The sequence below is a fragment of the Sphingomonas jaspsi DSM 18422 genome (genome assembly GCF_000585415.1).
Classification (GTDB): domain Bacteria; phylum Pseudomonadota; class Alphaproteobacteria; order Sphingomonadales; family Sphingomonadaceae; genus Sphingomicrobium; species Sphingomicrobium jaspsi.
Genome location: NZ_KK073876.1, coordinates 1,169,798 through 1,194,092 on the forward strand (window position 1 = coordinate 1,169,798; position 24,295 = coordinate 1,194,092).

Consider the following 24,295-nt stretch of genomic DNA (forward strand, 5'->3'; position numbering starts at 1 on the left):
CCTAATTGAGGGATTGGCGCTCGCCGCGCTGGACCTTCAGCCAGTGCACCATTTCGGCGAGCGGCAGCAGCCGGTTGAAGCTGACGCCGACATTCTCGCCGTCCGACCAGCATGCCACCCCGGCAATCGGCGCCAGGCCAGGTACCGTCAGCACCACAGGCGTTCCCGCCGCGAGGACCAGTTTGCACCGGATCTTGGCACCGCCCTGGCTGATGTCGCTGACCCATACGCGGTGCGGCGTCGCGCCTTCGCGCAGCGTCGCCGGGCAGTCCGCCTCGACCCGCGGCATGCGCGGGCGGGGGCCGGATTGCGAGGCGCTGAGGATGTCGATCACGTCAACCGGCTGGTCGAAGGCGACACCGGCATAGGGTTCCTTGGCCCAGCTCACCGTCCCGCTGACCGGTTGTCCGCACTTCAGCTCGACCGTCAATCGTCGGCCCGGTTGCAGGTCGCAATAGGAACGGATCATCATGCCACCGGCAGAGATGTTCTTGATCAGGCAAAGCTCGCGCCTGCCGTCCATGTCGAACGACCCCACGCGGAACAGCGTCATGTGCCGCTCACCGGTGCGTCGATTGGCGGCATCTTCGGTCGGGACATCGTTCGACAACGACAGGACCGTCGTTTCGAACGGTTCAACAGCGTCGCTACGCATCGGATTCGCCATCGTGCAGACTCACCTCTTCAGACCGAGCGGCAACAGGGTTAGCCCGAGGGCCTTACCAAGGTGTTGACGCATTCGCCGAATTGGAACGGCCGTTCGCAGTCACTTATGTTGCCGTCGCAACGAACCAGGCGTAGCTTGTTCGCCAACGCCGACCTGCGGCGTTGCAGGCCAGGATGACGCCGATGATCCTTTTGCCGTTCCTTTCCGTGCTGGCGGCCGCCGCTACTCCCGCGCCTGTCGCAGTGCCGCAAACGGCGAACGATGCAGACGCGCTGTCGAGGACCGACGAGGTCGCCATCCGCCGCGACGACCGCGACCGCATGACCGTTGCCGTGACGGTGAGCGGCAGCGGGCCGTATCGCTTCCTCGTCGATACCGGGGCCGAACGCACCGTCATCTCGCGCCAGCTCGCGGCGCGGCTGAAGCTCGACAGCGGTGAGCAGACGGTGCTGCACAGCGTGATGGGCCCGAACCGCGTCCAGACCGTTTTCATCCCCGACCTCAAGGTCAGCAGCGAAAGCATGTCGGTGGTCGATGCGCCGGCGCTCGAAGCGGCGAACATCGGCGCCGACGGCATGCTCGGCATCGACAGCCTGCGCTCGCAGCGCGTGACCTTCGACTTCAAGGCCAAGACCATGGCCATCACCTCCGCCCTCGAACGGCAAGGACGTGAAGATGGCGACGTTGTCGTGGTTCGGGCCAAGTCGCGCAAAGGGCGCCTGATCTTCACCGATGCGGTGGTCGACGGGGTCAAGGTCAACGTCGTGGTCGACACCGGATCGCAAGTGACGATCGGCAACCAGTCGCTCGAGGAAGCGCTGGTCAAGCGCCGGCACCTGCCGCTCACCGAGCCGATCGAGGTGGAGTCGGTGACGGGCGAGCGGATGGGCGCGCATGTGGCGACGCTGCAGCGGGTCGAAGTCGGCGGGATTCACATCGACGGCCTCGCCATCGCCTTTGCCGACGCGCACATCTTCCACCAGCTCAAGCTCGCGGACGAGCCGACGATATTGCTGGGCATGAACGCCATGCGCGCCTTCGATCGCATCACCATCGATTTCGCCGCGCGCAAGGTGCGCTTCAAGCTGCCGGGCACGAGCATGCGCGACGGGTATAGGCTGGCGCTATTGTCGCGGTAGGAAGCTGGCCGCTTTGCGAGCCAGACATTTTCATCGTCCCCCGGGACGATAAAAATGTCTGGCTGGTGAGCCGTGCTGGATTCGAACCAGCGACCTACTGATTAAAAGTCAGTTGCTCTACCGACTGAGCTAACGGCCCGTGACCAGCCAGACGCCATGCCCGTTAGCGGGCCGGGCGGCGCTTGCCAAGGCGTGCAGCGACATGGGCCGCATTTTGCCAGCCGCTGAGCCGCCAGCGGGGCGCAATTGCGGCCAACGGCCCGGCGACGAAGCTGCGCTCGGCGAGGCGCGGGTGCGGAATCGTCAGGCCATGGGCCCGGACCGGGGGGCCGTCCCAGTCGGCGATATCCAGGTCGAGCACGCGCTCGCCCCAGCGTCGTCCCGAGCGGCGCCCATATTCACGCTCGATCGCCTTCAGCGCGCTGAGCATTTCGACGGGGGCGAGGTCGCTTTCCAGCAGCAGCACCGCATTGGCAAAATCGCGGCCCGCGCCGCCGATGGCCTTGTTGAGGATGATCGGGCTGGCGTCGAACAGGCCGAAGTCCGCATCCAGCCGCGCGATGGCGGATTCGACCACGCCCGCGGGCCGGCCATATCGGCCGTGGCGGCGGTTCGACCCGATCGCGATGGCGTAAAGATGCGTTGCGCCGCTCATGCCCGCCCGCCTAGGCTGATCCGATGCTTTTCACCAGTCCCGCCGCCAGCCAGTCCCCCGCCGACCTGTCGCCCCTGCCGCGGGCCGAGCCGATGCGCGACTGCCCGCTATGTCCGCGGCTGGTCGCCTTCCGCCTGCAGTGCCGCGCCGAATATCCCGACTGGTACAATGCGCCGGTCCCCGCCTTCGGCGACCCGGACGCCTGGCTGGCCATCGTCGGCCTTGCGCCCGGCAAGCATGGCGCCAATCGGACCGGGCGGCCCTTCACGGGCGACTATGCCGGCGATCTGCTGTTCGCGACCTTTGCCCGCTTCGGCTTCAGCGAGGGCGAATATCGCGCCGACCCCGCCGACGGTCTCAGGCTGAAGGGCGCAGTGATCGTCAATGCCGTCAAATGCCTGCCGCCCGCGAATAAGCCGGAGCCGGGCGAAATCCACAATTGCCGCCCCTTCCTGCAGGAGGGGCTAGCCCAGCTCGCCAATGTCCGCGTGCTCATCGCGCTCGGCCAGATCGCGCACAACAGCGCCTGCAAGGTGCTGGGCATCCGGCCATCGGCGGCCAAGTTCGGCCATGGGGCGGAACATGATGCGCCCGACGGTCGTATCCTGATCGATAGTTATCACTGCAGCCGCTACAACACGAACACCGGCCGTCTGACCGAGGCGATGTTCCACCAGGTGTTCGAACGGGCGCTGGCGCTGCAGGCCCAAGGCTAGGGACGACATGGACCATTTTGATTTGAACGATGGCGCGTTGCATTGCGACGGCGTCCCGTTGGAAACCATCGCAGCCGAGGTAGGCACGCCGGTTTACGTCTATTCGCACGCGACCCTGGTGCGGCACGCCCGAGTGCTGAAGGAAGCGCTGGCGGCGCTTCACGACCCGCTGGTGGCCTTTGCGGTCAAGGCCAACCCCAATCCCGCCGTACTGGCGACGCTGGCCGGCGAAGGGCTGGGGGCGGACATTGTGTCGATCGGCGAATATCGGCTGGCTCGCGCGGCGGGCATGCCCCCGTCGACCATCCTCTTTTCCGGGGTGGGCAAGGACGCCGCCGAAATGGCCGAGGCGCTGGCGGGGGACGTGCTCCAGTTCAACCTCGAATCGGTCGAGGAGGCGCATATGCTGTCGGTGGTCGCGGTGGCCGCCGGCCGAACCGCCCAGGTCGCCTTCCGCCTCAATCCCGACGTCGACGCCGGAACCCATGCCAAGATCACGACCGGCAATGCCGACAACAAGTTCGGTATTCCCGCATCGCAGGCGCTCGACGCATTCCGTGCGGCCCGCGACCTGCCGGGTCTGGAGGTCACCGGAGTCACCGTCCACATAGGCAGCCAGCTGACCCGGCTCGACCCGCTGGAGGCGGCGTTCCAACGGTTGGGGGAGTTGATCTCCACGCTGCGCGCCGACGGTTTCGACCTCAAGATCGCCGACCTCGGCGGCGGGCTTGGCGTGCCCTACGGTCCGGGCCAACCCGAGCCGCCAACGCCCGAAGCCTATGGCGCGATGGTCGCGCGGGTGACCCGCGACTGGAATATCAGGCTGGCGTTCGAGCCGGGGCGCCTGATCAGCGGCAACGCCGGCGTGCTGCTGACGCGCGTCGTGCGGGTGAAGCCGGGCGAAAAGCACCCTTGGGTGATCGTCGACGCCGCGATGAACGACCTGATGCGGCCCGCGCTCTACGATGCCTACCACCATATCGCGGCGGTCCGCCCGTCCGGCCGCCGATGGACCGCCAACGTCGTCGGACCCGTTTGCGAAAGCGGCGACACCTTCGCCCTGGCGCGCGAGATGGATGCGGTCGCCCCCGGCGACCTGATCGTCTTCCGCACGGCCGGCGCCTATGGGGCAGCGATGTCCAACGGCTATAACAGCCGCGAACTGACCCCCGAAGTGCTGGTGAAGGGCGACAAGTGGGCGCTGGTCCGCCGCCGGATCAACATCGCCGATGCCGCGGCGGCGCCGGTCCCGTCATGGCTGTGATCCGCACCGCGCGGCTGATGCTGCGCCGCGCGACGATGGACGACCTCCCGGCCATTCATTCGATCATGAGCGATCCCGAGGTCATGCGCTTCTGGTCCGAACCGCCGCATCCCGACCTGGCGCGGACCGCCGAGTGGCTGCAGTCTATGGTCGACGCCGACCCTGCGACCAGCGACGATTATGTGATCGAACGCGACGGTCGCGTGGTCGGCAAGATCGGCTGCTGGAAGCTGCCGGACATCGGCTACCACATTGCCCGCGACCAGTGGGGGCAGGGCGTGGCGAGCGAGGCGATGGCAGCCTATCTCGACCGTCGCCGCGCCATCGGAACGCCGTCGCGCCTCACTGCCGACGTCGACCCGCGCAACGCGGCGTCGATCGCATTGCTCACGCGTCACGGCTTCGTCGAAACCCACCGCGCCAAAGGCACGTGGCAGGTCGGCGACGAATTGTGCGACAGCGTCTACCTGGCGCTCGACCTCTAGGTGTCGATCAGCGCGAGCAGCGCGTCGAAACTGTCCGCCACCGGCCGGATCTTCGCCGCCTCGTCGGTTGCGCCGACTTCGATGGTGACGATCTGGCCAGCTTCATTCCCTAAGGTGACGAAGGCAAAGGCATCCGCCCCGCCGCTGTCGCCGAACAGGAAATGGCCGGGGAAGTGCGCGGCGAACGCACCGCTGGTCGCGATCTCGATGACCTCCGCGGCGTCATAGATGACCAGCCACAGCGGATCGACCGACAGGCCCGCCTCGGCCCCGTCGCTCTCTGCGAGCAGCGCGAGATAGCTTGCCGGCAATTCGATCGGGCAGATCGCCTTCAGCGTTTCGATCTGCTCCGCGCTCGCGGCATGGTCGGCGCGGCTCAACCACCCCGCCATCAGATATCCTGCGCGAGGCGTCCGTAAAGCTCCGGCCGACGATCGCGGAAGAAGCCGAAGGCGGCGCGGTGGCGCTTGGCGGCGTCGAGGTCGAGCTCGGCCACCAGCACGCCGGTTTCGTCACATCCGAATTCAGCCAGCAAATCGCCGCGCTCGTCGCAGATGAAGCTGTGGCCGTAGAAGATCTGTCCATGTTCGTTGCCGATGCGGTTGGCGGCGACCACGGGAACGACGTTGCTGACCGCATGGCCGATCATCGCCCGGCGCCACAGCCGCGAGGTGTCGAGCTCGGGGTCATGCGGTTCGGTGCCGATCGCGGTCGGGTAGAACAGGATCTGCGCGCCCATCAGCATCATCGCGCGCGCGGTTTCGGGATACCATTGGTCCCAGCAGATGCCGACGCCCAGCGTGGTGTTGAGGCCGTTCCACACCTTGAAGCCGGTGTTGCCGGGGCGGAAATAGAACTTCTCTTCATAGCCCGGCCCGTCGGGAATGTGGCTCTTGCGGTAGACGCCTTCGATCTTTCCGTCCGGGTTGATCATCGCGAGGCTGTTGTAGTGATGCTGGCCGTCCAGTTCGAAGAAGCTGGTCGGGATCCAGATGCCGAGCTCGTTCGCCAGCTTCTGCATCGCGACCACCGAGGGATGTTCGGCGGTCGGCTTCGCGGTCGCGAACAGGCTCTCGTCCTCGACGCGGCAGAAATAGGGGCCTTCGAACAGTTCGGGCGGCAGCACGACCTGCGCCCCCTTGCCCGCGGCTTCGCGGACGAGGTCGGAGACGTTGCGGATATTTTCGGCGGTATCGTCGCCGAAGGCGAGCTGGAGCGCCCCGACCTTGATCTTCTGGCTCATTTCGGCACCTGCTGGCTAAGGCAATGGAAGCTGCCGCCGCCGGTCAGCACATGATCGGCGCGCAAGCCCACAACGCGGCGGTCGGGGAAAATCTCCGCCAGCGCTGCGACGGCGGCATCATCGTTGGGCGCGCCGTAGAGCGGCACCACGACGGTGGCGTTCCCGACGTAGAAATTCATGTAGCTGGCGGGGATCGGCTCGCCGTCCTCATCCTCGATCCGGCCGGGCGAGGGGAGGGCGACGACCTCCAGCTCGGCATCGAGCAGCGCTTCGGCGGCGTCGGCATAGACCTCCATGTTGGGGTCGTCGGCCTCGGCCTCCGGAATGACGACGCGGCCCGGCGCCACGAACCGCGCAAGATTGTCGACATGGCCGTCGGTATGGTCATTCTCCAGTCCGTCGCCGAGCCAGACGACGCGGGTCGCGCCGAGGTCGCGCTTCAGCCGCGCCTCGACCTCGTCCTTGTCGAACCCGGGGTTGCGGTTGGGATTGAGCAGGCATTGTTCGGTGGTGAGGAAGGTGCCCGTGCCATCGCCGTCGATCGCACCGCCTTCCAGGATCCAGTCGGCCTTGGCGTAGGGCAGGGCGGCCTCGTCGGCCAGCCGCTCGCCAATGCTGTCGTCGCCTTCGAGCTGATATTTGTCGCCCCAGCCGTTGAAGCCGAAGCCCTGCGCACGGCGGTCGGCGCCGCTGCCCATCACGATCGCGCCGGTATCGCGCAGCCAGACGTCGCCGAACGGTTCGACGATGACGCGGGCGAAGGGGCACAGGGCGCGGGCGCGGGCAGCAGCGGTTTCATCCGCCGCGACCAGCCAGATCGCTTCGCCCTGGCCATCGGCATGGACGGCGGCGGCGAAGGCGGCGACCTCTTCCTGGGCTGGCGACAGATCGTCTTCCCACAGGTCGGCGGCGCTGGGGAAGCCGATCCACACGGCGTCGTGCGGTTCCCATTCGGCGAGAGGAGGCATGGTCATGGGCCGCGCCCTAGCAAGCGCGGCCGCCGCCGCCAAGAACGGGGCTTGCGTCAGGCCGCGATTTCGCCAAGCTTCGGCTCGCTCGGTGTTTTGATTTTCGAGTTTTGGGGGGAAATATGTCCATGATCTGCCGACGCCTTGCTGCGGGTGCCGTCGCCTTGTTCGCGTCCACTGCACTTTACGCGCAGGCCGCGCCGCTGGCCGATGATGCCAAGTTGTTCGGCGCGCGCCAGAGCGTATCGAACGTCGCCATTTCGCCGTCGGGCAGCAAGGTGCTGATGCTGGCCGCGGGGCCGGGCCGCACCACCGCGGTGCAGGTGTACGACCTCAACGGCGGACCGATGACCACGCCGATCATGTCGCGCGGCGACCCGGAAAGCATCCAGTGGTGCGAATTCGCGACCGACGACCGGCTGGTCTGCCGGTACAGCGGCAATGTGCCGGTAGAGGGCGTGTTGGTCGGGTTCGCGCGGACCGTGTCGGTCAAGACCGACGGCACCGAACTCAAGATGCTGGGCCAGAACCAGAGCTTCTACGACGACGGCATCCGCCAGGACGACGGCTATGTGCTCGACTGGTTGCCCGACGACGGCGGGTCGATCCTGATGGCCCGGGTTTATATCCCCGAGGCGGGACGCACCGGTAGCAACATTTCGCGCACCAAGAACGGCCTTGGCGTCGACAAGATTTCGCTGTCGACCTTGAAGAGCAGCATTGTCGAACAGCCCGACCGGCTGGCGTCGGGGTTCATGACCGACGGTCGCGGCAATCTGCGCATCCGCATCCAGGACGAGACGTCCGACGGCGCGACGCTGACCGGCAAGACCAATTACAGCTACCGCAAACCCGGATCGCGCAGCTGGCAAACGCTCGGCAGCTGGGATCCCAAGGACGGCGATGCCAGCATCTATCCGCTCGCGGTCGAGGGGGATACGAACAGCCTGCTGCTGCTCAAGAAGCTCGACGGGCGCGATGCGCTCTATCGGATGGCGCTCGACGGAACCAATGGCCTGACGCTGGTGGCCAAGAATGCGCAGGTCGACATTGACGGCGTGTCGCGCTTCGGCCGGGGCCAGCGCGTCATCAGCTACGACTATGTCGATGATCGTGCGCGCACCGTCTATTTCGACAAGGAATTCGACGCACTGGCCACTCGCCTGGGGCGCGCGTTGCCGAATGCCGGCGCGATTAACTTCTCCTCGGCCAGCACCGACGGGCAGAAGCTGGTGATCTTCGCCGGATCGGACGTCAGCCCCGGCACCTATTATTATTTCGATCGCAAGACGGCCGAGATGTCGGAACTGGCGAAGGTGCGCCCGGCGCTTGCCAACCGCACGCTGGCGGCGGTGAAGTCGGTGACCTACAAGTCGCGCGATGGCGCCTCCATCCCGGCCTATATCACCATGCCGACCGGGGCGTCGGGCAAGAATATGCCGGCGGTTGTCCTGCCGCACGGCGGGCCCAGCTCACGCGACGAATGGGGCTTCGACTGGCTGCCTCAGTTCCTCGCCGCGCGCGGCTATGTCGTGATCCAGCCCAACTATCGCGGCTCGTCAGGCTATGGCGACGATTTCCAGAACGAAAACGGCTTCCGCAACTGGCAGACCGCGATCGCAGACATCATCGATTCGGCGGATTATCTGGTCGGGCAGGGGATCGCCGACAAGAACCGCCTGGCGATCGTCGGCTGGTCCTATGGCGGCTATGCCGCGCTTCAGTCGGCGGCGGTCGACCCGACCAAGTTCAAGTCGGTCGTCGCAATCGCGCCGGTGACCGACCTCGCGCTGATGAAACAGCAGGCCGACAACTACACCAACTCCAAACTAGTCCAGGATTTCATCGGCAAGGGCGATCATATCACCGCCGGTTCGCCGCTGCGTAACGCCAAGGCGATCAAGGTGCCGGTGATGCTGGCGCACGGCGACCTCGATACCAATGTCGAAGTCGATCACAGCGACCGCATGGCCAAGGCGCTGACCGAGGGCGGCATCAAGGTCGACTATCTGCGCTACAAGGGCCTCGACCACCAGCTGGAAGACAGCAATGCGCGGATCGAAGTGCTGACCCACATGGGCCAGCTGCTGGAACAGACGATCGGCAAATAGGCAAAAAAATAGGGCGGCTCCGGTGTCGGAGCCGCCCCATTTTCGCGTGAAGCCGTGCGGCTTAACGCGAGTAGAATTCGACGACCAGGTTCGGTTCCATCTTCACCGGGTACGGCACCTCGTCGAGGGTCGGCACGCGGGTGAAGGTGACCTTGTGGTCGCCGTCGGCGACGACATAGTCGGGAACGTCACGCTCGGCGAGGCTCTGCGCTTCCATGACCAGCGCCATCTGCTTGGCCTTCGGGCCCAGTTCGATGACGTCGTTCACGTCGCAGCGACGCGAGGCGATGTTGCACTTCACGCCATTGACGCGGATGTGGCCGTGGCTGACCAGCTGGCGGGCCGCCCAGATCGTCGGCGCGAACTTGGCGCGGTAAACGATCATGTCGAGACGGCGCTCGAGCAGGCCGATGAGGTTCTGCGAGGCGTCGCCCTTCATCTTCGAGGCGTGCTGGAAGGTCTGCTTGAACTGCTTTTCGGTGACGTCGCCGTAATAGCCCTTCAGCTTCTGCTTGGCGCGCAGCTGGATGCCGAAGTCCGACATCTTGCCCTTGCGGCGCTGGCCGTGCTGACCGGGACCATATTCGCGGCGGTTGACCGGGCTCTTGGGACGTCCGAAGACGTTTTCACCCATGCGGCGGTCGAGTTTATACTTGGCGCTGCTGCGCTTCGACATATGTCATCCTTCCAATTGTCATGCCGGCCTTGGGGCCAGCGGAACGTCCGGACCGCACCGCCCAGCCTTGCACTGGACGCGATACCCACTTCACCGGACATGCGGGATCAATTGCGCGTGGCGCGCTCCTAGTCAGGACCGATCAGAAAGTCAACGCGGGCCGGCGGCGGCCGCGTCCTGCCCTTCCATCCAGGATCCGCGCGCTTCGACGCCCAGCACTTCGCCGTTGGCCCGGGCCTGCTCGCTGACCCATTCGTCGACGGTGCGGCAAATCCGCTTCGAGGTTCGCGAGCCGGTCAACACCACGCTGCGGCACACTTCCTTGCGGACCAGCTTCTTGCCCGGGGCCGGCGCGGTGGCCGCCTCGGCGGGCTTGGAAGGGTCATCCGCTGCCGACGCGGCGGCCGGAACGGCCAGCAGCAACGGCGCTGCAGCCAGGATTTGCACGATATGACGCTTCATCTTTGCCCCCGATGGTCGAGTGGTACACCTCCGACGCTTGCCACTATAGCGCCGTTGCGATGGGGAGTCGAACATCGGCCCAGATTTGCCGGGTTGAAATGTCGGCCCGGGCAGTCGATGGGTCGGGCCATGATCGATCCCGTCAAAGATCCCGCAGACTGCACCACCATGGCCGACGTCCGCAGCGGCGTCGACGCCGTCGACCGCGAACTGGTCGCGCTGTTGCAGCGCCGCTTCGGCTATATGGACGCGGCCGCCCGCATCAAGCCGGATCGTGGCGCAGTGCGCGACCAGTGGCGCAAGGACGACGTCCACGCCAAGGTCGCCGCCGAAGCAGCCCGCCTCGGCCTACCCGTCGAGCGGCTGCGCGCGGTGTGGGAAGAATTGATGGAGCAGTCGATCGCGTACGAATTCGAACGATTCGACGCCACCCGCGCCTAGCGCCGCCGCCGCTTGTCTGACAGGGCACGGACCATGCCGTGCATCGCCTTCAACTCACGGCTCGACCAGCCGGGCTTGGTCAGCAGCGTGCGGAACGTCAGGCGCGTCGCCTCGGTCCGGTCGGGCGGGAAATAATAGCCCGCCTCGTCCAGTTCGCGGTCGATGCGGCCGATCAGGCTTTCCAGTTCGGCATGCGGCGCGGGCGGTTCGGCATCGTCCTTCCGCGTCGGCTGGACCAGCGCTTCGCCCCGCGACCATTCATAGGCCAGCAGGATCACCGCCTGGGCAAGGTTCAGGCTGCCGAATTCCGGATTGATCGGCACGGTAACGATATGGTTGGCCAGCGCGACGTCGGCGCTCTCCAGGCCCGACCGTTCCGGCCCGAACAGGATCGCCGAGCGGCCGTCCGACGCGCGGATCTGGCCCGCCATTTCCTCCGGCCCCACCACCGACATGACAAGGTCGCGGCGGCGGACGGTGGAGGCATAGACGAGGCTGCAGTCGGCCACCGCCTCGGCCACCGTGTCGAAGACCGCAGCCTTTTCCAGCACGATGTCGGCGCCGCTCGCTGCCGGACCCGCTTCCGGGTTGGGCCAGCCGTCGCGCGGGGCGACGAGGCGCATTTCGGTGAGGCCGAAGTTGAGCATGGCCCGCGCCGCCTTGCCTATGTTCTGGCCAAGCTGCGGACGGACGAGGACGATGACCGGAGCGTAGCCGCTCACAGCAATTTGTCCTGGTTGGCGGGCACGCCTTCCTTTTCGACCCGTTCGGCGATTTCGGCGAAATCGGCCGGGTCGGTGAAGTCGCGGTAGATGCTGGCGAAACGGATGTAGGCGACGTGGTCGATGGTCTTGAGGCCGGCCATCACCGCCTCGCCGATCTGCACGCTGGTGACTTCGTCGCCCTGCGTTTCCAGCTGGCGCTGCACGCCGCTGACCAGCTGGTCGACGCGTTCGGCGGTGACGTCGCGTTTGCGGGTCGAATGGCCGATTGCGCGGCGCAGCTTTTCGCGGTCGAACGGCTCGCGCTTGCCGTCGCGCTTGACCACGGTGAGGTCGCGCAGCTGGACGCGTTCAAACGTCGTGAACCGCGCGCCGCAGCCTTCGCACTGGCGACGACGGCGGATCGAGGTCCCGTCTTCGCTCGGCCGCGAATCCTTTACCTGGCTGTTGTCATGGGCGCAGAAGGGACAGCGCATCTATTTCTTGGTCAATTGCTTGTATGCGACCAGACCACCAACCAGCGCGGCTCCGACACCGACCGTGAGGATGGGCAGTAACGCGCCAGCAGCTCCTCCGAGTGCAGCACCCCCTGCAATTTTCTTGGCAGCCGGATGGCGTGCAGCATCCTTAAATTGCTCCGTGGCTTCTTTGGCGCTGTCGCTGATGAACTCTTTAGCAACGGCAAGCGTGGAGTCTCGCTGTTCAACCGTGAGGCTGGCGCCGCAAGCATCACAGAATTTTGCTTCCGGTTTCCGAGTTTTTGAGCCGCATTTCAGGCAAGTTTGTAACGCCATCGTCAAGCCTCATAGATCGGGAAACGCGCACAAAGCGCGCGGACGCGCTCGTTGACCGCCTGCTCGACCGCCGCATCGCCCGCGCCGTCGGTTTTGGCGACCCCGTCGAGGACGTCGGCGACCATGTCGGCGATGTCGCGGAATTCCGCTTCGCCGAAGCCGCGGGTCGTGCCGGCGGGCGATCCGACGCGGATGCCGCTGGTCTTCATCGGCGGCAACGGGTCGAACGGCACGCCATTCTTGTTGCAGGTGATGCCAGCACGCTCGAGCGCTTCGTCGGCATCCTTGCCGGTGATGCCGAGGGGCCTGAGGTCGACGAGTGCGAGATGGGTGTCGGTGCCGCCCGCGACGAGGTCAGCGCCGCGTTCCTTGAGCCGTCCCGCCAGCTTCCGGGCATTGGCGATGACCGCCTTGGCATAGGTCTTGAAGCCGGGCTCCAGCGCTTCGCCGAACGCCACCGCCTTGGCGGCGATGACATGCATCAGCGGGCCGCCCTGGAGGCCCGGGAAGACTGCCGAGTTGATCTTCTTGGCGATGGCCTCGTCATCGGTCAGCACCATGCCGCCGCGCGGGCCGCGCAGCGTCTTGTGGGTGGTGGTGGTGACGACATGGGCGTGGCCGAACGGGGTCGGATGCTCGCCCGCCGCCACGAGGCCGGCGAAATGCGCCATGTCGACCATCAGCAGCGCGCCGACTTCATCCGCGATGGCGCGGAAACGGGCGAAGTCGAGGTGGCGCGGATAGGCCGAACCGCCCGCGATGATCAGCTTGGGCTTGTTCTCCTTCGCCAGCCGCTCGACCTCGTCGAAATCGACCAAGTGATCGTCTGCGCGCACGCCGTACTGGATGGCGTTGAACCATTTGCCGGACTGGGCCGGGGGGGCGCCGTGGGTCAGGTGACCGCCGGCCGCGAGGCTCATGCCGAGGATGGTGTCGCCGGGCTGGAGCAGCGCCAGCATCACCGCGCCGTTGGCCTGCGCACCGCTATGCGGCTGGACGTTGGCGAATCCGCAGCCGAACAGCTGCCTGGCGCGGTCGATCGCGAGCTGCTCGACGCTGTCTGACGGGTGGCAGCCCTGGTAGTAGCGCTTGCCCGGATAGCCCTCGGCATATTTGTTGGTGAACACCGACCCTTGCGCTTCAAGCACCGCCTTCGAGACGATGTTTTCCGACGCGATCAGCTCGATCTGGTTCTGCTCGCGCTCAAGCTCTTCCTTGATTGCGGCAGCGACGGCGGGATCGGCATTGCCCAGCGTCTCGGTGAAGAAACCCAGCGGTTGCACGTCGGTCAAAGGGCGGTCGGCGATGGTCGCCATTTCAGCATTCTCCAAGCATGTCGACGCGGTGCGTGTGGCGCCCGCCGAGGAAGTCGGTGGTGAGGAAAGCGGTGACGCAGGCCTTGGCCATTTCGATCCCGATCAGGCGCGCGCCGAGCGCGATGGCATTGGCGTCATTGTGCTGGCGGGCGAGCGTGGCGCTCAAGGGCTCGCTGACCTGCGCGCAGCGGCAGGCCGGATTGCGGTTGGCGGCGATGGCGACGCCGATGCCCGATCCGCATACGGTGATGCCGCGCTCCGCCTTGCCCTGCTCAAGCGCCTCAGCCAGCGCCGCGCCGTAACGCGGATAATCGACGCTTTCATGCCCGTGCGTGCCGAGGTCGAGGATGTCGTGCCCCTGCTCGGTAAGCCATTGGGCGAGGGTGTCTTTCATGTCGACGCCGGCATGATCGGCGGAAAGGGCGATGCGCATGGCCACGCTCTAGGGCAAGCGCCGGAGATTCGCCACCCGTCAGATGCGCCTGCCTGTTCAGACTTCCGGCGTGATGCGGGGGACGAAGGCCGGATCGATCGATGCGCGAATCTGGTCGGCGCATACCGGGCAGAATTCCGCCGCCAGCGTTCGCATCTTGCAGTCGACCGTCGGCCGGAAACGGTCGGTAGGGCGATAGCCGGCGCCTTCGAAGGTGCCGACGACGGCACGGCTTCCGGTCCATTTCGTACCCGCCGGGCAGGTCAGCGCGGCTTTGTCCGGGGCGGTCACGATCTGGCGCCATGGCGTCTGGTCGGGTCGCTTGTATCGGCTGATGTTGCGCCACGGTTTGATCGGGTCGACGTAGGGACTTTCATATTCGTCCTGCAGGCCGAAGGCGTGGCCAAGCTCGTGCAGCAGGATCAGCAGCGACTGGGCATGATCGGTCGTCGCCCAGGCGATGCGCGGCTTGGCGACCGAATTGGGAATCGAACCGGCCCCGCCATATTTGGCGCTGTCGATCAGGACGGCGAGGAATTGATACTGGCCGATGGCGCGGCCGTTGGCGGTCAACGCCTTGGCCACCACGCTTCGCACCGGGTCCTCGTCCCCGCACCACAGCTGGTTGGTGCTGCCGTCGATGCAGCACTGGGTCGCGAACAGCGTCGGCTTCAACAGTTCTTGGTTGGCTTGCGACCGGTTGCAGCCGATGTCGACCACCGCGCCGCCCGCCAGCGGGATGAACAGCGCGTCGATCGCGATGATCGCCGCCAGGGATTTGAACGGTTCGATGGAAAGCAGCCCGGCCGCCACCTTTTCGGCGCGATTGAAAAACCGGTCCCGGTCGTCGCCGAAGCCTTCGCTGACGAACAGGAAGGTCGCGCCGGGCGTGGGCGGATGGCGGACCGATCGAAGGACGGCAGGTCCCGTCGGCTGCGAAGGATGCAGCGGCAGGGCGCCAGCCGGCAGCATGCCGAACAGCTGGTCGTCGGGCTTCGGCCGCATAACCTCGGTCCAGACCGGTACCGGCGCACCGTCGACCAGAGGAAAGGCTTCGATGAAATGCGAATCCGATGCAGGGCGCGGCTTGCGAGCCATAGGCTTCACTCCAGCACGGCTCGGCACCAGCCGCGACGCTTATAGCATGATTGGGCGAAGGGTGCGCGTCAGTCGCGAAAGTATTTGGCGGCGGACTCTCGCCGATGCGGGCAGCCGGGCCAGCAGCAGGGTCGGCGCTTGCCCGCCAGCACTTCGTCCTGCAGCCGGGCGAAATGCTTGGCGCGGGTCGCCTCGGTCTTGGGCGAGGTCATCCAGCAGATCCATTCGTTGCGGCCAAGGTCGGTGAGGCCGTCCCATTTCGCGCGCAGCGCCGGGTGGGCGGCGAGCACGGCCTTCAGATCATCGGGGGTGTCGTGGCGGAAGTCTGTATTCGCTTCCGCCATCGGGTCAGGCCGCCTTGACCGCCTGCAGTTCCAGCCGGTCCCAGATCTCGACCAGCGCGCCGGTTAGTTCGTCCATCATGGCTTCGGTGTGGCACGGGCCCGGCGTGAAGCGCAGTCGTTCGGTGCCGCGGGGCACGGTCGGGAAATTGATCGGCTGGACGTAGAGGCCATATTCGGCGAGCAGGATGTCGCTGATCGCCTTGGCCTTGACCGGGCAGCCGACGAGCAGCGGCACGATGTGCGTCACGCTGTCCATCACCGGCAGGCCGGCCTCGGCGAACTTCACCTTCAGCATCGCCGCATGGGCCTGCTGCGCGTCGCGTTCCTCCGACGACGCCTTGAGGTGCTTGACTGCTGCCAGCGCGCCCGCCGCGAGGACCGGCGAAAGCGAAGTGGTGAAAATGAAGCCCGGCGCATAGCTGCGGATGCAGTCGACGATATTCTTGTCGGCCGCGATATAGCCGCCCATCACGCCGAACGCCTTGCCCAGCGTCCCTTCGATGATGGTCAGGCGGTGCGCGGCTTCGTCGCGCTGCGAAATGCCGCCGCCTTGTGCGCCGTACATGCCGACGGCATGCACTTCGTCGAGGTAGGTGATCGCACCATATTTGTCGGCGAGGTCGCAGATCGCGTGGAGCGGGGCGACGTCGCCGTCCATCGAATAGACGCTTTCGAACGCGATGACCTTCGGCGTGTCCGCCGGGATTTCGAGCAGCAGCTGTTCGAGATGTTCAAGATCGTTGTGCTTGAAGACGCGCTTTTCGCAGCCCGAATTCTTGATTCCCGCGATCATCGATGCGTGGTTCAGTTCGTCGGACAGGATTACGCAGCCCGGCAGCAGCTTGCCCAGCGTCGACAGCGTCGCTTCGTTCGAGACATAGCCCGAGGTGAAGATCAGCGCCGCTTCCTTGCCATGGAGCGAGGCCAGTTCCGACTCGAGCTCGACATGGTAATGGGTGTTGCCGCCGATGTTGCGGGTGCCGCCCGACCCTGCGCCGACGTCGTGCAGCGCCTCTTCCATCGCGCCGATGACGGCGGGATGCTGGCCCATGCCAAGATAGTCGTTGGAGCACCATACGGTGATCGGCTTCGGCCCGTTGTGGCCGTGGAAGCAGCGGGCGTTGGGATAATTGCCCTTGGTGCGCAGGATATCGATGAAGACCCGGTAGCGGCCTTCGTCGTGAAGGCGGTCGATCGCCTTCTGGAAGATGTGATCGTAGTTCATCGATAACCCTCGGTTTGGCGGGCCTTTACCGCCGCTTGCGCCAGATTTCCAGCCGCCACTCGACGAACGGTTCAAAGCGTCCGGACCTCGTCCAGTCCGAAGCGGGCAAGGGCGGAGGCGAGCACCGGACGGGGCGGGGCGGTGAAGACCGCGATGCCGCCCGGCGCTTCGACCGGCCAGGGCTGGCCGCGAGTCAGATAGGCGATCCGTCGGGCGATCCCGGCACCGCCATCGACCAGCGCGATACGGGGATAGGCCGCGGCGATTTCGTCGGCGAGCAGCGGGAAGTGGGTGCAGGCGAGGACCATGACGTCCATACCTGCTGCGCCGTCCGCTTCGACCAGCGGGGCGACGGCGGCGCGGACGTCCTCGACGCTGACGGGATCGCCCGCCAGCTTGCGTTCGGCCAGCTCGACCATTTCGGCGCTGCCGTGGCGGATGACCTTGCAGTCGGCAGCAAAGCTCGCGGCGAGGTCGTCGACATAGGGCTGGCGAACCGTCGCTTCGGTGCCGAGCACGCCGATGACGCGGCTCTTCGACAATTCCGCCGCCGGCTTGATCGCGGGCACGGTGCCGACCACTGGAATGTCGAGCGCGGCACGGACATGGTCGAGCGCAATCGTGCTGGCGGTGTTGCAGGCGATGACCGCGAGGCGGGGGTGAAATCGCTCGACCAGCCGCCCGAGCAGCGCCGGCACGCGCGCGGCCAGCTCGGCCTCGCTTTTGGTGCCATAGGGAAATCCGGCGCTGTCGGCGGCATAGACGATGGGCGCAGTCGGCAGCAGGGTGCGCGTCGGCCCAAGCACCGACAGCCCGCCGACACCCGAATCGAAAAAGAGGATAGGCGCGCTGGGGTCCATCGCGCCCTGAGCTAGGGCGGCGGCGGGCCAATCGCAATATTGCGGGACCCGGATGTTCTGCTAGGCAAGGCGGCGATGCAAGGACCGATGATCTGGGCGCTGGCGCTGGGCTATTTGTTGGGATCGATCCCGTTCGGGCTCATCCTGACGCGTTTCGCCGGCAAGGGCGACATCCGCGACATCGGGTCGGGCAACATCGGCGCGACCAATGTCCTTCGCACCGGATCCAAGGGGCTGGCGGCTGCGACGCTGCTGCTCGACGCCCTGAAGGGCGCGGCAGCGGTGATCATCGCCCAGAAACTGTGGTTCGGCGCGGAGCAATATGCCGCGGCGGGCGCGTTCATCGGCCACCTCTATCCGGTGTGGCTCAAGTTCAAGGGCGGCAAGGGCGTCGCCACCTTCCTCGGAATCCTGGTGCCGCTGATGCCGATGGCGGCGCTGGTCTATGCCGTGGTGTGGATCGCCCTGCTGCTGATCGTCCGCATCAGCAGCGTATCGGGCATGGCCGCCGCCGCCAGCGCGCCCTTGTCCGCGATCATCTTCGACCAACGCCAATATTTCCCCATGCTGCTCGGTTTCGCGGTGCTCCTGCTCTGGAAGCACCAGGAAAATATTCGCCGCCTCGCCAGCGGCGACGAACCGCGCGTGGGGAAAAAGAAAGCGTGAACGCACCGCCAGCCGACCTCATCGACCGCATCCGCCTGATCCGATCGCAAGGGATCGGGCCGGTCGCCTTCTCGCAATTGATGCTGCGCTTCGGCACCGCCGCGGAGGCCATCCGCGCGCTGCCCGACCTGGCCCGGCGCGGGCGGGGCAAGGTGCCGACCATCGCCCCCATCGCCGTGGCGGAGCGCGAGGCGGAGGCGGTGGCCCGGCTCGGCGGGCGACATCTCGTGCTGGGGCAGGGGCTCTATCCGCGCGCGCTGGCCGAGCTCGACAATGCCCCGCCGCTGCTGACCGTCATCGGCGACCTGTCGCTCCTCGAACGCCAGATGGTCGCCATCGTCGGTGCCCGCAACGCCAGCGCCGCCGCCTGCCGCTTTGCTCGGGGGCTGGCCCATGACCTGGGGCGCGAGGGCGTCAGTGTCGTGTCCGGGCTGGCGCGCAGAATCGATAGTGCCGCGCACGATGGGTCGCTGGAGAGCGGCACCATCGCGGTCGTCGCCGGCGGGCTCGACATCTTCTATCCGCCCGAGAATGAGGCTCGGCAGCGGGACATTGCCGCGCGCGGCCTGCTCATCGCCGAAATGCCGCCGGGCACCGAACCGCACGCCCGCCACTTCCCCTATCGCAACCGGATCATCGCCGGGCTGGCGGCGGGGACGGTGGTGGTCGAAGCCGCGCCGCGTTCGGGCTCGCTCATCACCGCGCGGCTGGCGGCCGAGGCGGGGCGCGAGGTGATGGCGGTTCCCGGCTCCCCGCTCGACCCGCGCGCGCAGGGCTGCAACCAGCTGATCCGCGACGGCGCGACGCTGATCCAGAATGCTTCCGACGTGCTGGAGGCGGTGCGTACCCTGTCGGGCCGCGTCGCGAGTCCGGTCTACCCGTTCGACCACCATGGCATCGCCACCCCGCTCGACGCGGACGAGGATGTGCGGGCGCGGGTGGAGGGCCTGCTCGGCCCGTCGCCGGTGCCGGTCGACGAACTGGTGCGCCTGTCCGACGCTTCGGCGGGCGAAGTGCAGCTTGTCCTGCTCGAGCTCGACCTGGCCGGGCGGATCGACCGCCATGCGGGTAACAAGGTCAGCCTTGCCGCCGCTTGACGGCCTCCCCAACTAGCCGACAATCGCGCGTGTACACGTAAAGGAACGTCTCACCTGTGAAGCTCGTCGTCGTCGAATCGCCTGCCAAGGCGAAAACCATCGAGAAATATCTGGGCCCCGGCCACCGCGTGCTGGCCAGCTACGGCCACGTCCGCGACCTGCCGCCCAAGGATGGGTCGGTGAACCCGGACGACGGCTTCGCGATGGACTGGGAAACCTATCCCGACAAGGCCAAGCAGCTCAAAGCCATTTCGGACGAAGCGAAGAAGGCCGACGCGCTCATCCTTGCCACCGACCCTGATCGCGAGGGCGAGGCGATCAGCTGGCATGTGCAGGAAGTGCTGCGCAAGAAAAAGGCGCTGCCGCAGACGGTTGAGCGCGTCACCTTCAACGCCATCACCAAGTCGGCGGTGACCGAAGCGATGGCCAGTCCGCGCGAGTTGGACGAGGATTTGATCGACGCCTACCGTGCCCGCCGCGCGCTCGATTACCTCGTCGGTTTCACTTTGTCGCCGATCCTGTGGCGCAAGCTGCCGGGCGCGAAATCGGCCGGCCGCGTCCAGTCGGTCGCGCTGAGGCTGATCGTCGACCGCGAACGCGAGATCGAGCTGTTCAAGGCACAGGAGTATTGGCAGGTCGGCGCGACGTTCGAGGCCGACGGCACGCCCTTTACCGCGCGCCTGGTCCAGCTCGACGGGCAGAAGATCGACCGGCTGACCATCGGCGACGAAGGCAGCGCCAACGCCGCCAAGAAAGTGGTCGAGGACGGCCGTTTTTCGGTCGCGTCCACGGACACCAAGCCGCTCAGCAAAAACCCGCCGCCGCCTTTCACGACCTCGACGCTGCAGCAGGAAGCGGCGCGCAAGCTCGGCTTTTCGGCCAGCCACACGATGCGCCTCGCCCAGTCGCTCTACGAGGACGGGCTGATCACCTATATGCGTACCGACGGCGTGCAGATGGCGGGCGAGGCGATCTCCGCTGCGCGCAAGGCCGTCGCCGACCGCTATGACGCGGGCTACCTCCCCGACAAGCCGCGCCAGTATACGTCCAAGGCCAAGAATGCGCAGGAAGCGCACGAAGCGATCCGCCCGACCGACTTCCATAAGGATCGCGCAGGATCGGGCGACCATGGCCGGCTCTACACGCTGATCTACAACCGCGCGCTGGCGAGCCAGATGGCCTCGGCACGGCTGGAACGCACGACGGTCGAGCTGACCGACGGCGCAGGGCGCGCGACGCTGCGCGCGACCGGGCAGGTCGTGCTCTTCCCCGGCTTTATGGCGCTTTATGATGAAGGCCGTGACGATCCGACCGACGAAGAGTCGGGCCGCATGCCGCTGCTACGCAATGGCGATGCCCCGGCCAAGACCGGCGTCGAGGCGACCCAGCATTTCACCCAGCCGCCGCCGCGCTATTCCGAAGCCTCGCTGGTCAAGCGGCTGGAGGAACTCGGCATCGGCCGCCCGTCGACCTATGCCGCGACGCTGCAGACGCTGAAGGACCGCGAGTATGTGCGGCTCGAAAAGAACCGCTTCTTCCCGGAAGAGAGCGGGCGGCTGGTGACGGCCTTCCTCGAACGTTTCTTCGAACGCTACGTCAGCTACGATTACACCGCCGAGCTGGAAGAAGAGCTCGACGACGTCTCCGGCGGCCGCCTCAACTGGCAGAAATTGCTCGAGGATTTCTGGCGCGACTTCAAGCCCAAGGCGGGCGAAGTCATGGAACAGAAGCCGTCGGACGTCACGGCGGCGCTCGACGAATTCCTCGCGCCCTGGCTGTTTCCGGACAAGGGCGACGGTCACGATCCGCGCACCTGCCCGCTGTGCGGCACCGGCAAGCTCGGGCTGCGTGGCGGCAAGTTCGGCGCGTTCGTGGCCTGCTCCAACTACCCCGATTGCAAATATACCCGCCGCTTCGGCCAGGGCGAGGAGGCGGCGAGCGAAGGGCCGACCGAGCTCGGCAATGGCATCGAGTTGAAGGTCGGGCGCTTTGGCCCGTACCTCGAGCGCGACGGCAAGCGCGCGTCGCTGCCCAAGGACGTGCCGCAGGCCGACCTGACGCTGGAGATGGCAGAGAACCTCCTTTCGCTCCCCCGCGAAATCGGCGCGCATCCCGAGACCGGCCAGATGATCAGCGCGTCGATCGGCCGCTACGGTCCTTATCTGATGCACGACGGTAAATATGCCCGGCTGAAATCGACCGCGGAGGTCTTCGAAACGGGCATGAACGCGGCGGTGGTCAAGTTGGCCGAAGCGGCGGGCGGCGGCAAGGGCCGCGGCGCCTCGCGCGAGCCGATCGCGGTATTGGGCGCGCACCCGGAAAGCGGCAATGAGCTGAAGGTGCTGGAAGGCCGCTTCGGTCCCTACGTCAGCGACGGCACCACCCATGCGACCCTGCCCAAGTCGGCCGATCCCAAGGCGGTGACGCTCGATGAAGCGGTGGCGCTGATCGACGCCAAGGCGGCCAAGGGCCCGGCTACGAAGAAGAAGGGCGCCCGCAAGACCGGCACGAAGGGTCGGAAGAAAGCCTGATCCGCCGCCAGTTGAGGCCCGCTCCGTCGAACAAATGGAGCGTGCCGAACAGGTCGCCGCCGATGCCCGCAATGGCGTTGATCGCCGTCAGCGCGGCGAAGCTGCCGACCGTGGCGGTCAGCGCGCCTAGCACGCCCAGTTCCGCGCACGTGTCGCAATCGTCGGCGTCGAACGCGTCGCCGACGAAGCAGCGATAGCAGGGCTGGGCGGAAAAGAGCGCGACCTGCCCCTGGAACTGCTGCGCCGCTGCGGACAACAAAGGTGTGCCGAGCCGCACCGCCGTATCGCTGACCATCAGCCGGGTCGCGAAATTGTCGGTGCCGTCGATGATCAGATCGTGTCCGCCAAGGAAGGCGTCGGCATTGTCGGCGTTGAGCCGGTCGCTGATCGCGGTCACCCCGACGTGCGGGTTGCGGGCCATGACGAACTGGCTGGCGAGCAGCGCCTTGCCCATGCCGACCTGGCCGGTCTTGTAGAGCTGCTGGCGCTGCAGGTTGCTTTTGTCGACGATGTCGCCGTCGATGATCGTCAGATGGCCGATACCGGCACCCGCCAGCGCCGGGATCACCGCCGCGCCGATGCCGCCCGCACCGACCACCGCGACCCGCGCGGCTTTGAGCCGCATCTGCCCCGCGCCGCCCAGCTGGGGCAGCACGATGTGGCGGGCGTAGCGGTCGAGTTCGTCGTCGCTGAGGCTCAAGGCCTTATTGCCCCGTGCTGCCGAAGCCGCCGGCGCCGCGCTCCGTCTCGCACAGCTCCTCGACTTCCTCGAAGCTTGCCAGCGTCACTGCGGCCGGGACGAGCTGTGCGATGCGCTCGCCGCGGCGGATGGGGAAGGGCTCGCTGCCATGGTTGATCAGCAGCACCTTCAATTCGCCGCGATAGTCGCTGTCGATCGTGCCCGGCGTATTGGGCACGGTGATCCCATGCTTGAAGGCGAGACCGGAACGGGGGCGAACCTGGATTTCATAGCCTTCGGGGATGGCGACGCGAAAACCGGTCGCGACCGCGTGGCGCTGGCCGGGAGCGAGATCGAGATCTTCTGCCGCGACCACATCCATGCCCGCCGCGCCGGGGGTGGCGTAGCTTGGAAGCGGCAGGCCCTCGCCGTGGGGCAAACGCGAAATGCGGATCGAAATCGTCACTCAAAACTCCTCGGAAATACGGTCGATCAAATGGCGCGCGACATCGTCCTTGGCCGCTTCCGGCCAATCCTCGACGCCGCCAGCGCTGACCAGGTGGATGCGATTGTGGCTGCCGCCCATGACGTCACCAGACACGTCGTTAGCGACGATCCAGTCGGCCTTTTTCGATTTGAGCTTGGCCTGTGCGTTGGCGACGACATCGTCGGTCTCGGCGGCGAAACCGATCAGCAGGCGCGGGCGGTCGGGATGGGCGCCCAGCGTCTTCAAAATATCGGGATTGGGCGCGAATTTCAGCTCGGGCGGGCCGCCGCCCTTCTTCATCTTCGACGTCGCGGGGTTTTCGATCCGCCAGTCGGCGACCGCCGCGACCATCACCGCGACATCGGCAGGCAGCGCGGCTTCGACGGCGTCCATCATCTGCTGCGCCGTCTCGACGTCGATCCGCGAAACGCCGGCGGGGGTGGGAAGGGCGACGGGTCCGGCGACCAGCGTGACGCGCGCACCCGCGTCCGCCGCCGCCTTGGCGATGGCGAAGCCCTGCTTGCCGCTGGAGCGGTTGGCGATGACGCGGACCGGGTCGATTGGCTCATGCGTCGGGCCGGCGGTCACCAGCACGTGGCGGCCGGCCAGCTTGCCGCTGGTGACCGCGATCTTGGGCCGGTCGCCCAGCATCGGCTGGATCCGCGCGAAAATATCGTCGGGCTCGGGCAGGCGGCCCGGGCCAAATTCGCCGCACGCCATCGGCCCTTCGTCGGGGTCGAGCACGGTGATGCCGTCGGCTTTAAGCTGGGCCACGTTGCGCTGCGTTGCGGCGTGCTGCCACATGCGGACATTCATCGCCGGGGCGATGACCACCGGCTTGTCGGTCGCCAGCAGCAGAGTCGTCGCCAGGTCGTTGGCGATCCCGCCCGCCATCCGCGCGATGAGGTCGGCCGTCGCTGGGCAGACCAGCACCAGGTCGGCCGAGCGCGACAGCTGGATATGCCCCATCTCGCTTTCGTCCTTGAGGTCCCACAGCGAGGTGTAGACCGGGCTTTCGGCCAGCGCGGCGAGGCTCATCGGCGTGACGAAATGCGATCCGCCTTCGGTCAGCACCGGCGTCACCGCATGGCCCGCCTTGCGGATGGTGCGGATCAGTTCGGCGGCCTTGTAGGCGGCAATGCCGCCGCCGATGATGAGGAGGATACGGGCCATGGCTCAACCGCCTAGCGCGTCAGGCCGCGAAGAGTCGAGCCGT

28 protein-coding genes and 1 tRNA gene are annotated in these 24,295 nt (G+C 66.5%); 9 read left to right on the forward strand and 20 right to left on the reverse strand.

Annotated elements, in window-relative coordinates:
• Nucleotide 1: 1 nt before the first annotated feature.
• Nucleotides 2–655, reverse strand: coding sequence for a PilZ domain-containing protein (locus G570_RS05990; protein ID WP_169731731.1), 654 nt, complete (start codon nt 653–655; stop codon nt 2–4).
• A gap of 194 nt (nt 656–849) precedes the next feature.
• Here G570_RS05990 and G570_RS05995 point away from each other — a divergent pair, with 194 nt between their 5' ends.
• Nucleotides 850–1,806 (forward strand): aspartyl protease family protein, encoded by a 957-nt coding sequence (locus G570_RS05995; RefSeq protein ID WP_037503919.1) that lies wholly within the window; start codon nt 850–852, stop codon nt 1,804–1,806.
• Between the two features lie 63 nt (nt 1,807–1,869).
• On the opposite strand, the gene G570_RS06000 is transcribed toward G570_RS05995, so the two are convergent.
• Together G570_RS06000 and folK are read right to left on the reverse strand one after the other, a co-directional pair.
• Nucleotides 1,870–1,945: transfer RNA gene (locus tag G570_RS06000), tRNA-Lys, on the reverse strand.
• A 24-nt stretch (nt 1,946–1,969) separates the two neighbouring features.
• Nucleotides 1,970–2,461, reverse strand: coding sequence for a 2-amino-4-hydroxy-6-hydroxymethyldihydropteridine diphosphokinase (gene folK / locus G570_RS06005; RefSeq protein ID WP_037500144.1), 492 nt, complete (start codon nt 2,459–2,461; stop codon nt 1,970–1,972).
• Nucleotides 2,462–2,484: 23 nt separating this feature from the next.
• On the opposite strand from folK, the gene G570_RS06010 reads away from it, so the two are divergent.
• The 3 genes from G570_RS06010 to G570_RS06020 are packed head-to-tail and all read left to right on the forward strand — an operon-like array spanning nt 2,485 to nt 4,926.
• Nucleotides 2,485–3,177, forward strand: a complete 693-nt coding sequence (locus G570_RS06010; RefSeq protein WP_051504085.1) for a uracil-DNA glycosylase — start codon at nt 2,485–2,487, stop codon at nt 3,175–3,177.
• Nucleotides 3,178–3,184: 7 nt separating this feature from the next.
• Entirely contained in the window at nt 3,185–4,441 is a 1,257-nt protein-coding gene (lysA, locus tag G570_RS06015) for a diaminopimelate decarboxylase (protein ID WP_037500147.1), read from the forward strand.
• The gene (locus G570_RS06020) at nt 4,432–4,926 is read left to right on the forward strand and encodes a GNAT family N-acetyltransferase (protein ID WP_037500150.1); all 495 of its coding nucleotides are present in this window, start codon (nt 4,432–4,434) and stop codon (nt 4,924–4,926) included. Before lysA ends, G570_RS06020 begins: the two co-directional genes overlap by 10 nt.
• Here G570_RS06020 and G570_RS06025 read toward each other — a convergent pair.
• The 3 genes from G570_RS06025 to G570_RS06035 are packed head-to-tail and all read right to left on the reverse strand — an operon-like array spanning nt 4,923 to nt 7,143.
• Nucleotides 4,923–5,318: an SMI1/KNR4 family protein gene (locus tag G570_RS06025; protein WP_037500153.1), complete on the reverse strand. Its 396-nt coding sequence runs from the start codon at nt 5,316–5,318 to the stop codon at nt 4,923–4,925. The two genes, G570_RS06020 and G570_RS06025, sit on opposite strands and share 4 nt — an antisense overlap.
• Complete coding sequence (gene aguB / locus G570_RS06030; RefSeq protein WP_037500156.1) at nt 5,318–6,169, reverse strand: N-carbamoylputrescine amidase; 852 nt, start codon at nt 6,167–6,169, stop codon at nt 5,318–5,320. Before aguB ends, G570_RS06025 begins: the two co-directional genes overlap by 1 nt.
• Entirely contained in the window at nt 6,166–7,143 is a 978-nt protein-coding gene (locus G570_RS06035) for an agmatine deiminase family protein (protein WP_037500158.1), read from the reverse strand. The genes aguB and G570_RS06035 overlap by 4 nt, the downstream gene beginning before the upstream one ends.
• 116 nt (nt 7,144–7,259) lie before the next feature.
• On the opposite strand from G570_RS06035, the gene G570_RS06040 reads away from it, so the two are divergent.
• A complete protein-coding gene (locus G570_RS06040; protein ID WP_084607558.1) occupies nt 7,260–9,248 on the forward strand; it encodes a S9 family peptidase in 1,989 nt (662 codons plus the stop codon).
• Nucleotides 9,249–9,309: 61 nt separating this feature from the next.
• Here the strand turns inward: G570_RS06040 and rpsD are convergent, their stop codons facing one another.
• Nucleotides 9,310–9,924 carry a 30S ribosomal protein S4 gene (gene rpsD / locus G570_RS06045; RefSeq protein ID WP_037500163.1) on the reverse strand — a complete coding sequence of 205 codons (615 nt, stop codon included), beginning with the start codon at nt 9,922–9,924 and terminating at the stop codon, nt 9,310–9,312.
• Between the two features lie 150 nt (nt 9,925–10,074).
• Nucleotides 10,075–10,386, reverse strand: coding sequence for a hypothetical protein (locus G570_RS06050; protein ID WP_037500165.1), 312 nt, complete (start codon nt 10,384–10,386; stop codon nt 10,075–10,077).
• A gap of 129 nt (nt 10,387–10,515) precedes the next feature.
• Between G570_RS06050 and G570_RS06055 the strand changes: the two genes are divergently transcribed.
• On the forward strand, nt 10,516–10,827 hold the full coding sequence (locus G570_RS06055; RefSeq protein WP_037503921.1) for a chorismate mutase: 312 nt from the start codon (nt 10,516–10,518) through the stop codon (nt 10,825–10,827).
• Here the strand turns inward: G570_RS06055 and G570_RS06060 are convergent.
• The 9 genes from G570_RS06060 to murI form a co-directional block, all read right to left on the reverse strand.
• Entirely contained in the window at nt 10,824–11,549 is a 726-nt protein-coding gene (locus G570_RS06060) for an RNA methyltransferase (RefSeq protein WP_051504086.1), read from the reverse strand. The two genes, G570_RS06055 and G570_RS06060, sit on opposite strands and share 4 nt — an antisense overlap.
• Nucleotides 11,546–12,025 (reverse strand): transcriptional regulator NrdR, encoded by a 480-nt coding sequence (nrdR, locus tag G570_RS06065; RefSeq protein WP_037500170.1) that lies wholly within the window; start codon nt 12,023–12,025, stop codon nt 11,546–11,548. Before nrdR ends, G570_RS06060 begins: the two co-directional genes overlap by 4 nt.
• The gene (locus G570_RS06070) at nt 12,026–12,343 is read right to left on the reverse strand and encodes a hypothetical protein (protein ID WP_037500173.1); all 318 of its coding nucleotides are present in this window, start codon (nt 12,341–12,343) and stop codon (nt 12,026–12,028) included.
• Nucleotides 12,344–12,345: 2 nt separating this feature from the next.
• Nucleotides 12,346–13,659 (reverse strand): serine hydroxymethyltransferase, encoded by a 1,314-nt coding sequence (gene glyA / locus G570_RS06075; RefSeq protein WP_037500176.1) that lies wholly within the window; start codon nt 13,657–13,659, stop codon nt 12,346–12,348.
• A 1-nt stretch (nt 13,660) separates the two neighbouring features.
• Nucleotides 13,661–14,092, reverse strand: a complete 432-nt coding sequence (rpiB, locus tag G570_RS06080) for a ribose 5-phosphate isomerase B (RefSeq protein ID WP_037500178.1) — start codon at nt 14,090–14,092, stop codon at nt 13,661–13,663.
• 57 nt (nt 14,093–14,149) lie between these two features.
• Nucleotides 14,150–15,190 (reverse strand): M64 family metallopeptidase, encoded by a 1,041-nt coding sequence (locus tag G570_RS06085; protein WP_037500180.1) that lies wholly within the window; start codon nt 15,188–15,190, stop codon nt 14,150–14,152.
• Between the two features lie 68 nt (nt 15,191–15,258).
• Nucleotides 15,259–15,534: a YdeI/OmpD-associated family protein gene (locus G570_RS06090; RefSeq protein WP_037500182.1), complete on the reverse strand. Its 276-nt coding sequence runs from the start codon at nt 15,532–15,534 to the stop codon at nt 15,259–15,261.
• 4 nt (nt 15,535–15,538) lie between these two features.
• Complete coding sequence (gene hemA / locus G570_RS06095; RefSeq protein WP_037500184.1) at nt 15,539–16,759, reverse strand: 5-aminolevulinate synthase; 1,221 nt, start codon at nt 16,757–16,759, stop codon at nt 15,539–15,541.
• Nucleotides 16,760–16,830: 71 nt separating this feature from the next.
• Nucleotides 16,831–17,619 carry a glutamate racemase gene (gene murI / locus G570_RS06100; protein WP_037500185.1) on the reverse strand — a complete coding sequence of 263 codons (789 nt, stop codon included), beginning with the start codon at nt 17,617–17,619 and terminating at the stop codon, nt 16,831–16,833.
• A gap of 75 nt (nt 17,620–17,694) precedes the next feature.
• Between murI and plsY the strand changes: the two genes are divergently transcribed.
• From plsY to topA, 3 genes are read left to right on the forward strand one after another with little or no spacing between them, the layout of a single operon-like run.
• A complete protein-coding gene (gene plsY / locus G570_RS06105; protein ID WP_037500188.1) occupies nt 17,695–18,285 on the forward strand; it encodes a glycerol-3-phosphate 1-O-acyltransferase PlsY in 591 nt (196 codons plus the stop codon).
• Nucleotides 18,282–19,382: a DNA-processing protein DprA gene (gene dprA, locus G570_RS06110; RefSeq protein WP_037500191.1), complete on the forward strand. Its 1,101-nt coding sequence runs from the start codon at nt 18,282–18,284 to the stop codon at nt 19,380–19,382. Before plsY ends, dprA begins: the two co-directional genes overlap by 4 nt.
• Nucleotides 19,383–19,438: 56 nt before the next feature.
• Entirely contained in the window at nt 19,439–21,913 is a 2,475-nt protein-coding gene (gene topA / locus G570_RS06115; RefSeq protein WP_051504088.1) for a type I DNA topoisomerase, read from the forward strand.
• On the opposite strand, the gene G570_RS06120 is transcribed toward topA, so the two are convergent.
• The 3 genes from G570_RS06120 to coaBC are packed head-to-tail and all read right to left on the reverse strand — an operon-like array spanning nt 21,858 to nt 24,252.
• Complete coding sequence (locus tag G570_RS06120; protein ID WP_037500193.1) at nt 21,858–22,613, reverse strand: HesA/MoeB/ThiF family protein; 756 nt, start codon at nt 22,611–22,613, stop codon at nt 21,858–21,860. The two genes, topA and G570_RS06120, sit on opposite strands and share 56 nt — an antisense overlap.
• Before the next feature lie 4 nt (nt 22,614–22,617).
• A complete protein-coding gene (gene dut, locus G570_RS06125; protein ID WP_037500194.1) occupies nt 22,618–23,058 on the reverse strand; it encodes a dUTP diphosphatase in 441 nt (146 codons plus the stop codon).
• On the reverse strand, nt 23,059–24,252 hold the full coding sequence (gene coaBC / locus G570_RS06130) for a bifunctional phosphopantothenoylcysteine decarboxylase/phosphopantothenate--cysteine ligase CoaBC (protein WP_037500196.1): 1,194 nt from the start codon (nt 24,250–24,252) through the stop codon (nt 23,059–23,061).
• Between the last annotated feature and the right edge of the window lie 43 nt (nt 24,253–24,295).

What these genes read in the sequence shown, in the direction of transcription:
- G570_RS05990 (WP_169731731.1), bottom strand. Translation starts at nt 655, where the DNA reads ATGCGTAGCGACGCTGTTGAACCGTTCGAAACGACGGTCCTGTCGTTG.
- lysA (WP_037500147.1), top strand. Translation starts at nt 3,185, where the DNA reads ATGGACCATTTTGATTTGAACGATGGCGCGTTGCATTGCGACGGCGTC.
- rpsD (WP_037500163.1), bottom strand. Translation starts at nt 9,924, where the DNA reads ATGTCGAAGCGCAGCAGCGCCAAGTATAAACTCGACCGCCGCATGGGT.
- G570_RS06010 (WP_051504085.1), top strand. Translation starts at nt 2,485, where the DNA reads ATGCTTTTCACCAGTCCCGCCGCCAGCCAGTCCCCCGCCGACCTGTCG.
- murI (WP_037500185.1), bottom strand. Translation starts at nt 17,619, where the DNA reads ATGGACCCCAGCGCGCCTATCCTCTTTTTCGATTCGGGTGTCGGCGGG.
- G570_RS06090 (WP_037500182.1), bottom strand. Translation starts at nt 15,534, where the DNA reads ATGGCGGAAGCGAATACAGACTTCCGCCACGACACCCCCGATGATCTG.
- folK (WP_037500144.1), bottom strand. Translation starts at nt 2,461, where the DNA reads ATGAGCGGCGCAACGCATCTTTACGCCATCGCGATCGGGTCGAACCGC.
- G570_RS05995 (WP_037503919.1), top strand. Translation starts at nt 850, where the DNA reads ATGATCCTTTTGCCGTTCCTTTCCGTGCTGGCGGCCGCCGCTACTCCC.
- rpiB (WP_037500178.1), bottom strand. Translation starts at nt 14,092, where the DNA reads ATGCGCATCGCCCTTTCCGCCGATCATGCCGGCGTCGACATGAAAGAC.
- G570_RS06035 (WP_037500158.1), bottom strand. Translation starts at nt 7,143, where the DNA reads ATGACCATGCCTCCTCTCGCCGAATGGGAACCGCACGACGCCGTGTGG.
- G570_RS06020 (WP_037500150.1), top strand. Translation starts at nt 4,432, where the DNA reads ATGGCTGTGATCCGCACCGCGCGGCTGATGCTGCGCCGCGCGACGATG.
- G570_RS06070 (WP_037500173.1), bottom strand. Translation starts at nt 12,343, where the DNA reads ATGGCGTTACAAACTTGCCTGAAATGCGGCTCAAAAACTCGGAAACCG.
- G570_RS06040 (WP_084607558.1), top strand. Translation starts at nt 7,260, where the DNA reads ATGTCCATGATCTGCCGACGCCTTGCTGCGGGTGCCGTCGCCTTGTTC.
- hemA (WP_037500184.1), bottom strand. Translation starts at nt 16,759, where the DNA reads ATGAACTACGATCACATCTTCCAGAAGGCGATCGACCGCCTTCACGAC.
- G570_RS06025 (WP_037500153.1), bottom strand. Translation starts at nt 5,318, where the DNA reads ATGGCGGGGTGGTTGAGCCGCGCCGACCATGCCGCGAGCGCGGAGCAG.
- coaBC (WP_037500196.1), bottom strand. Translation starts at nt 24,252, where the DNA reads ATGGCCCGTATCCTCCTCATCATCGGCGGCGGCATTGCCGCCTACAAG.
- plsY (WP_037500188.1), top strand. Translation starts at nt 17,695, where the DNA reads ATGCAAGGACCGATGATCTGGGCGCTGGCGCTGGGCTATTTGTTGGGA.
- glyA (WP_037500176.1), bottom strand. Translation starts at nt 13,659, where the DNA reads ATGGCGACCATCGCCGACCGCCCTTTGACCGACGTGCAACCGCTGGGT.
- G570_RS06050 (WP_037500165.1), bottom strand. Translation starts at nt 10,386, where the DNA reads ATGAAGCGTCATATCGTGCAAATCCTGGCTGCAGCGCCGTTGCTGCTG.
- aguB (WP_037500156.1), bottom strand. Translation starts at nt 6,169, where the DNA reads ATGAGCCAGAAGATCAAGGTCGGGGCGCTCCAGCTCGCCTTCGGCGAC.
- G570_RS06085 (WP_037500180.1), bottom strand. Translation starts at nt 15,190, where the DNA reads ATGGCTCGCAAGCCGCGCCCTGCATCGGATTCGCATTTCATCGAAGCC.
- nrdR (WP_037500170.1), bottom strand. Translation starts at nt 12,025, where the DNA reads ATGCGCTGTCCCTTCTGCGCCCATGACAACAGCCAGGTAAAGGATTCG.
- G570_RS06055 (WP_037503921.1), top strand. Translation starts at nt 10,516, where the DNA reads ATGATCGATCCCGTCAAAGATCCCGCAGACTGCACCACCATGGCCGAC.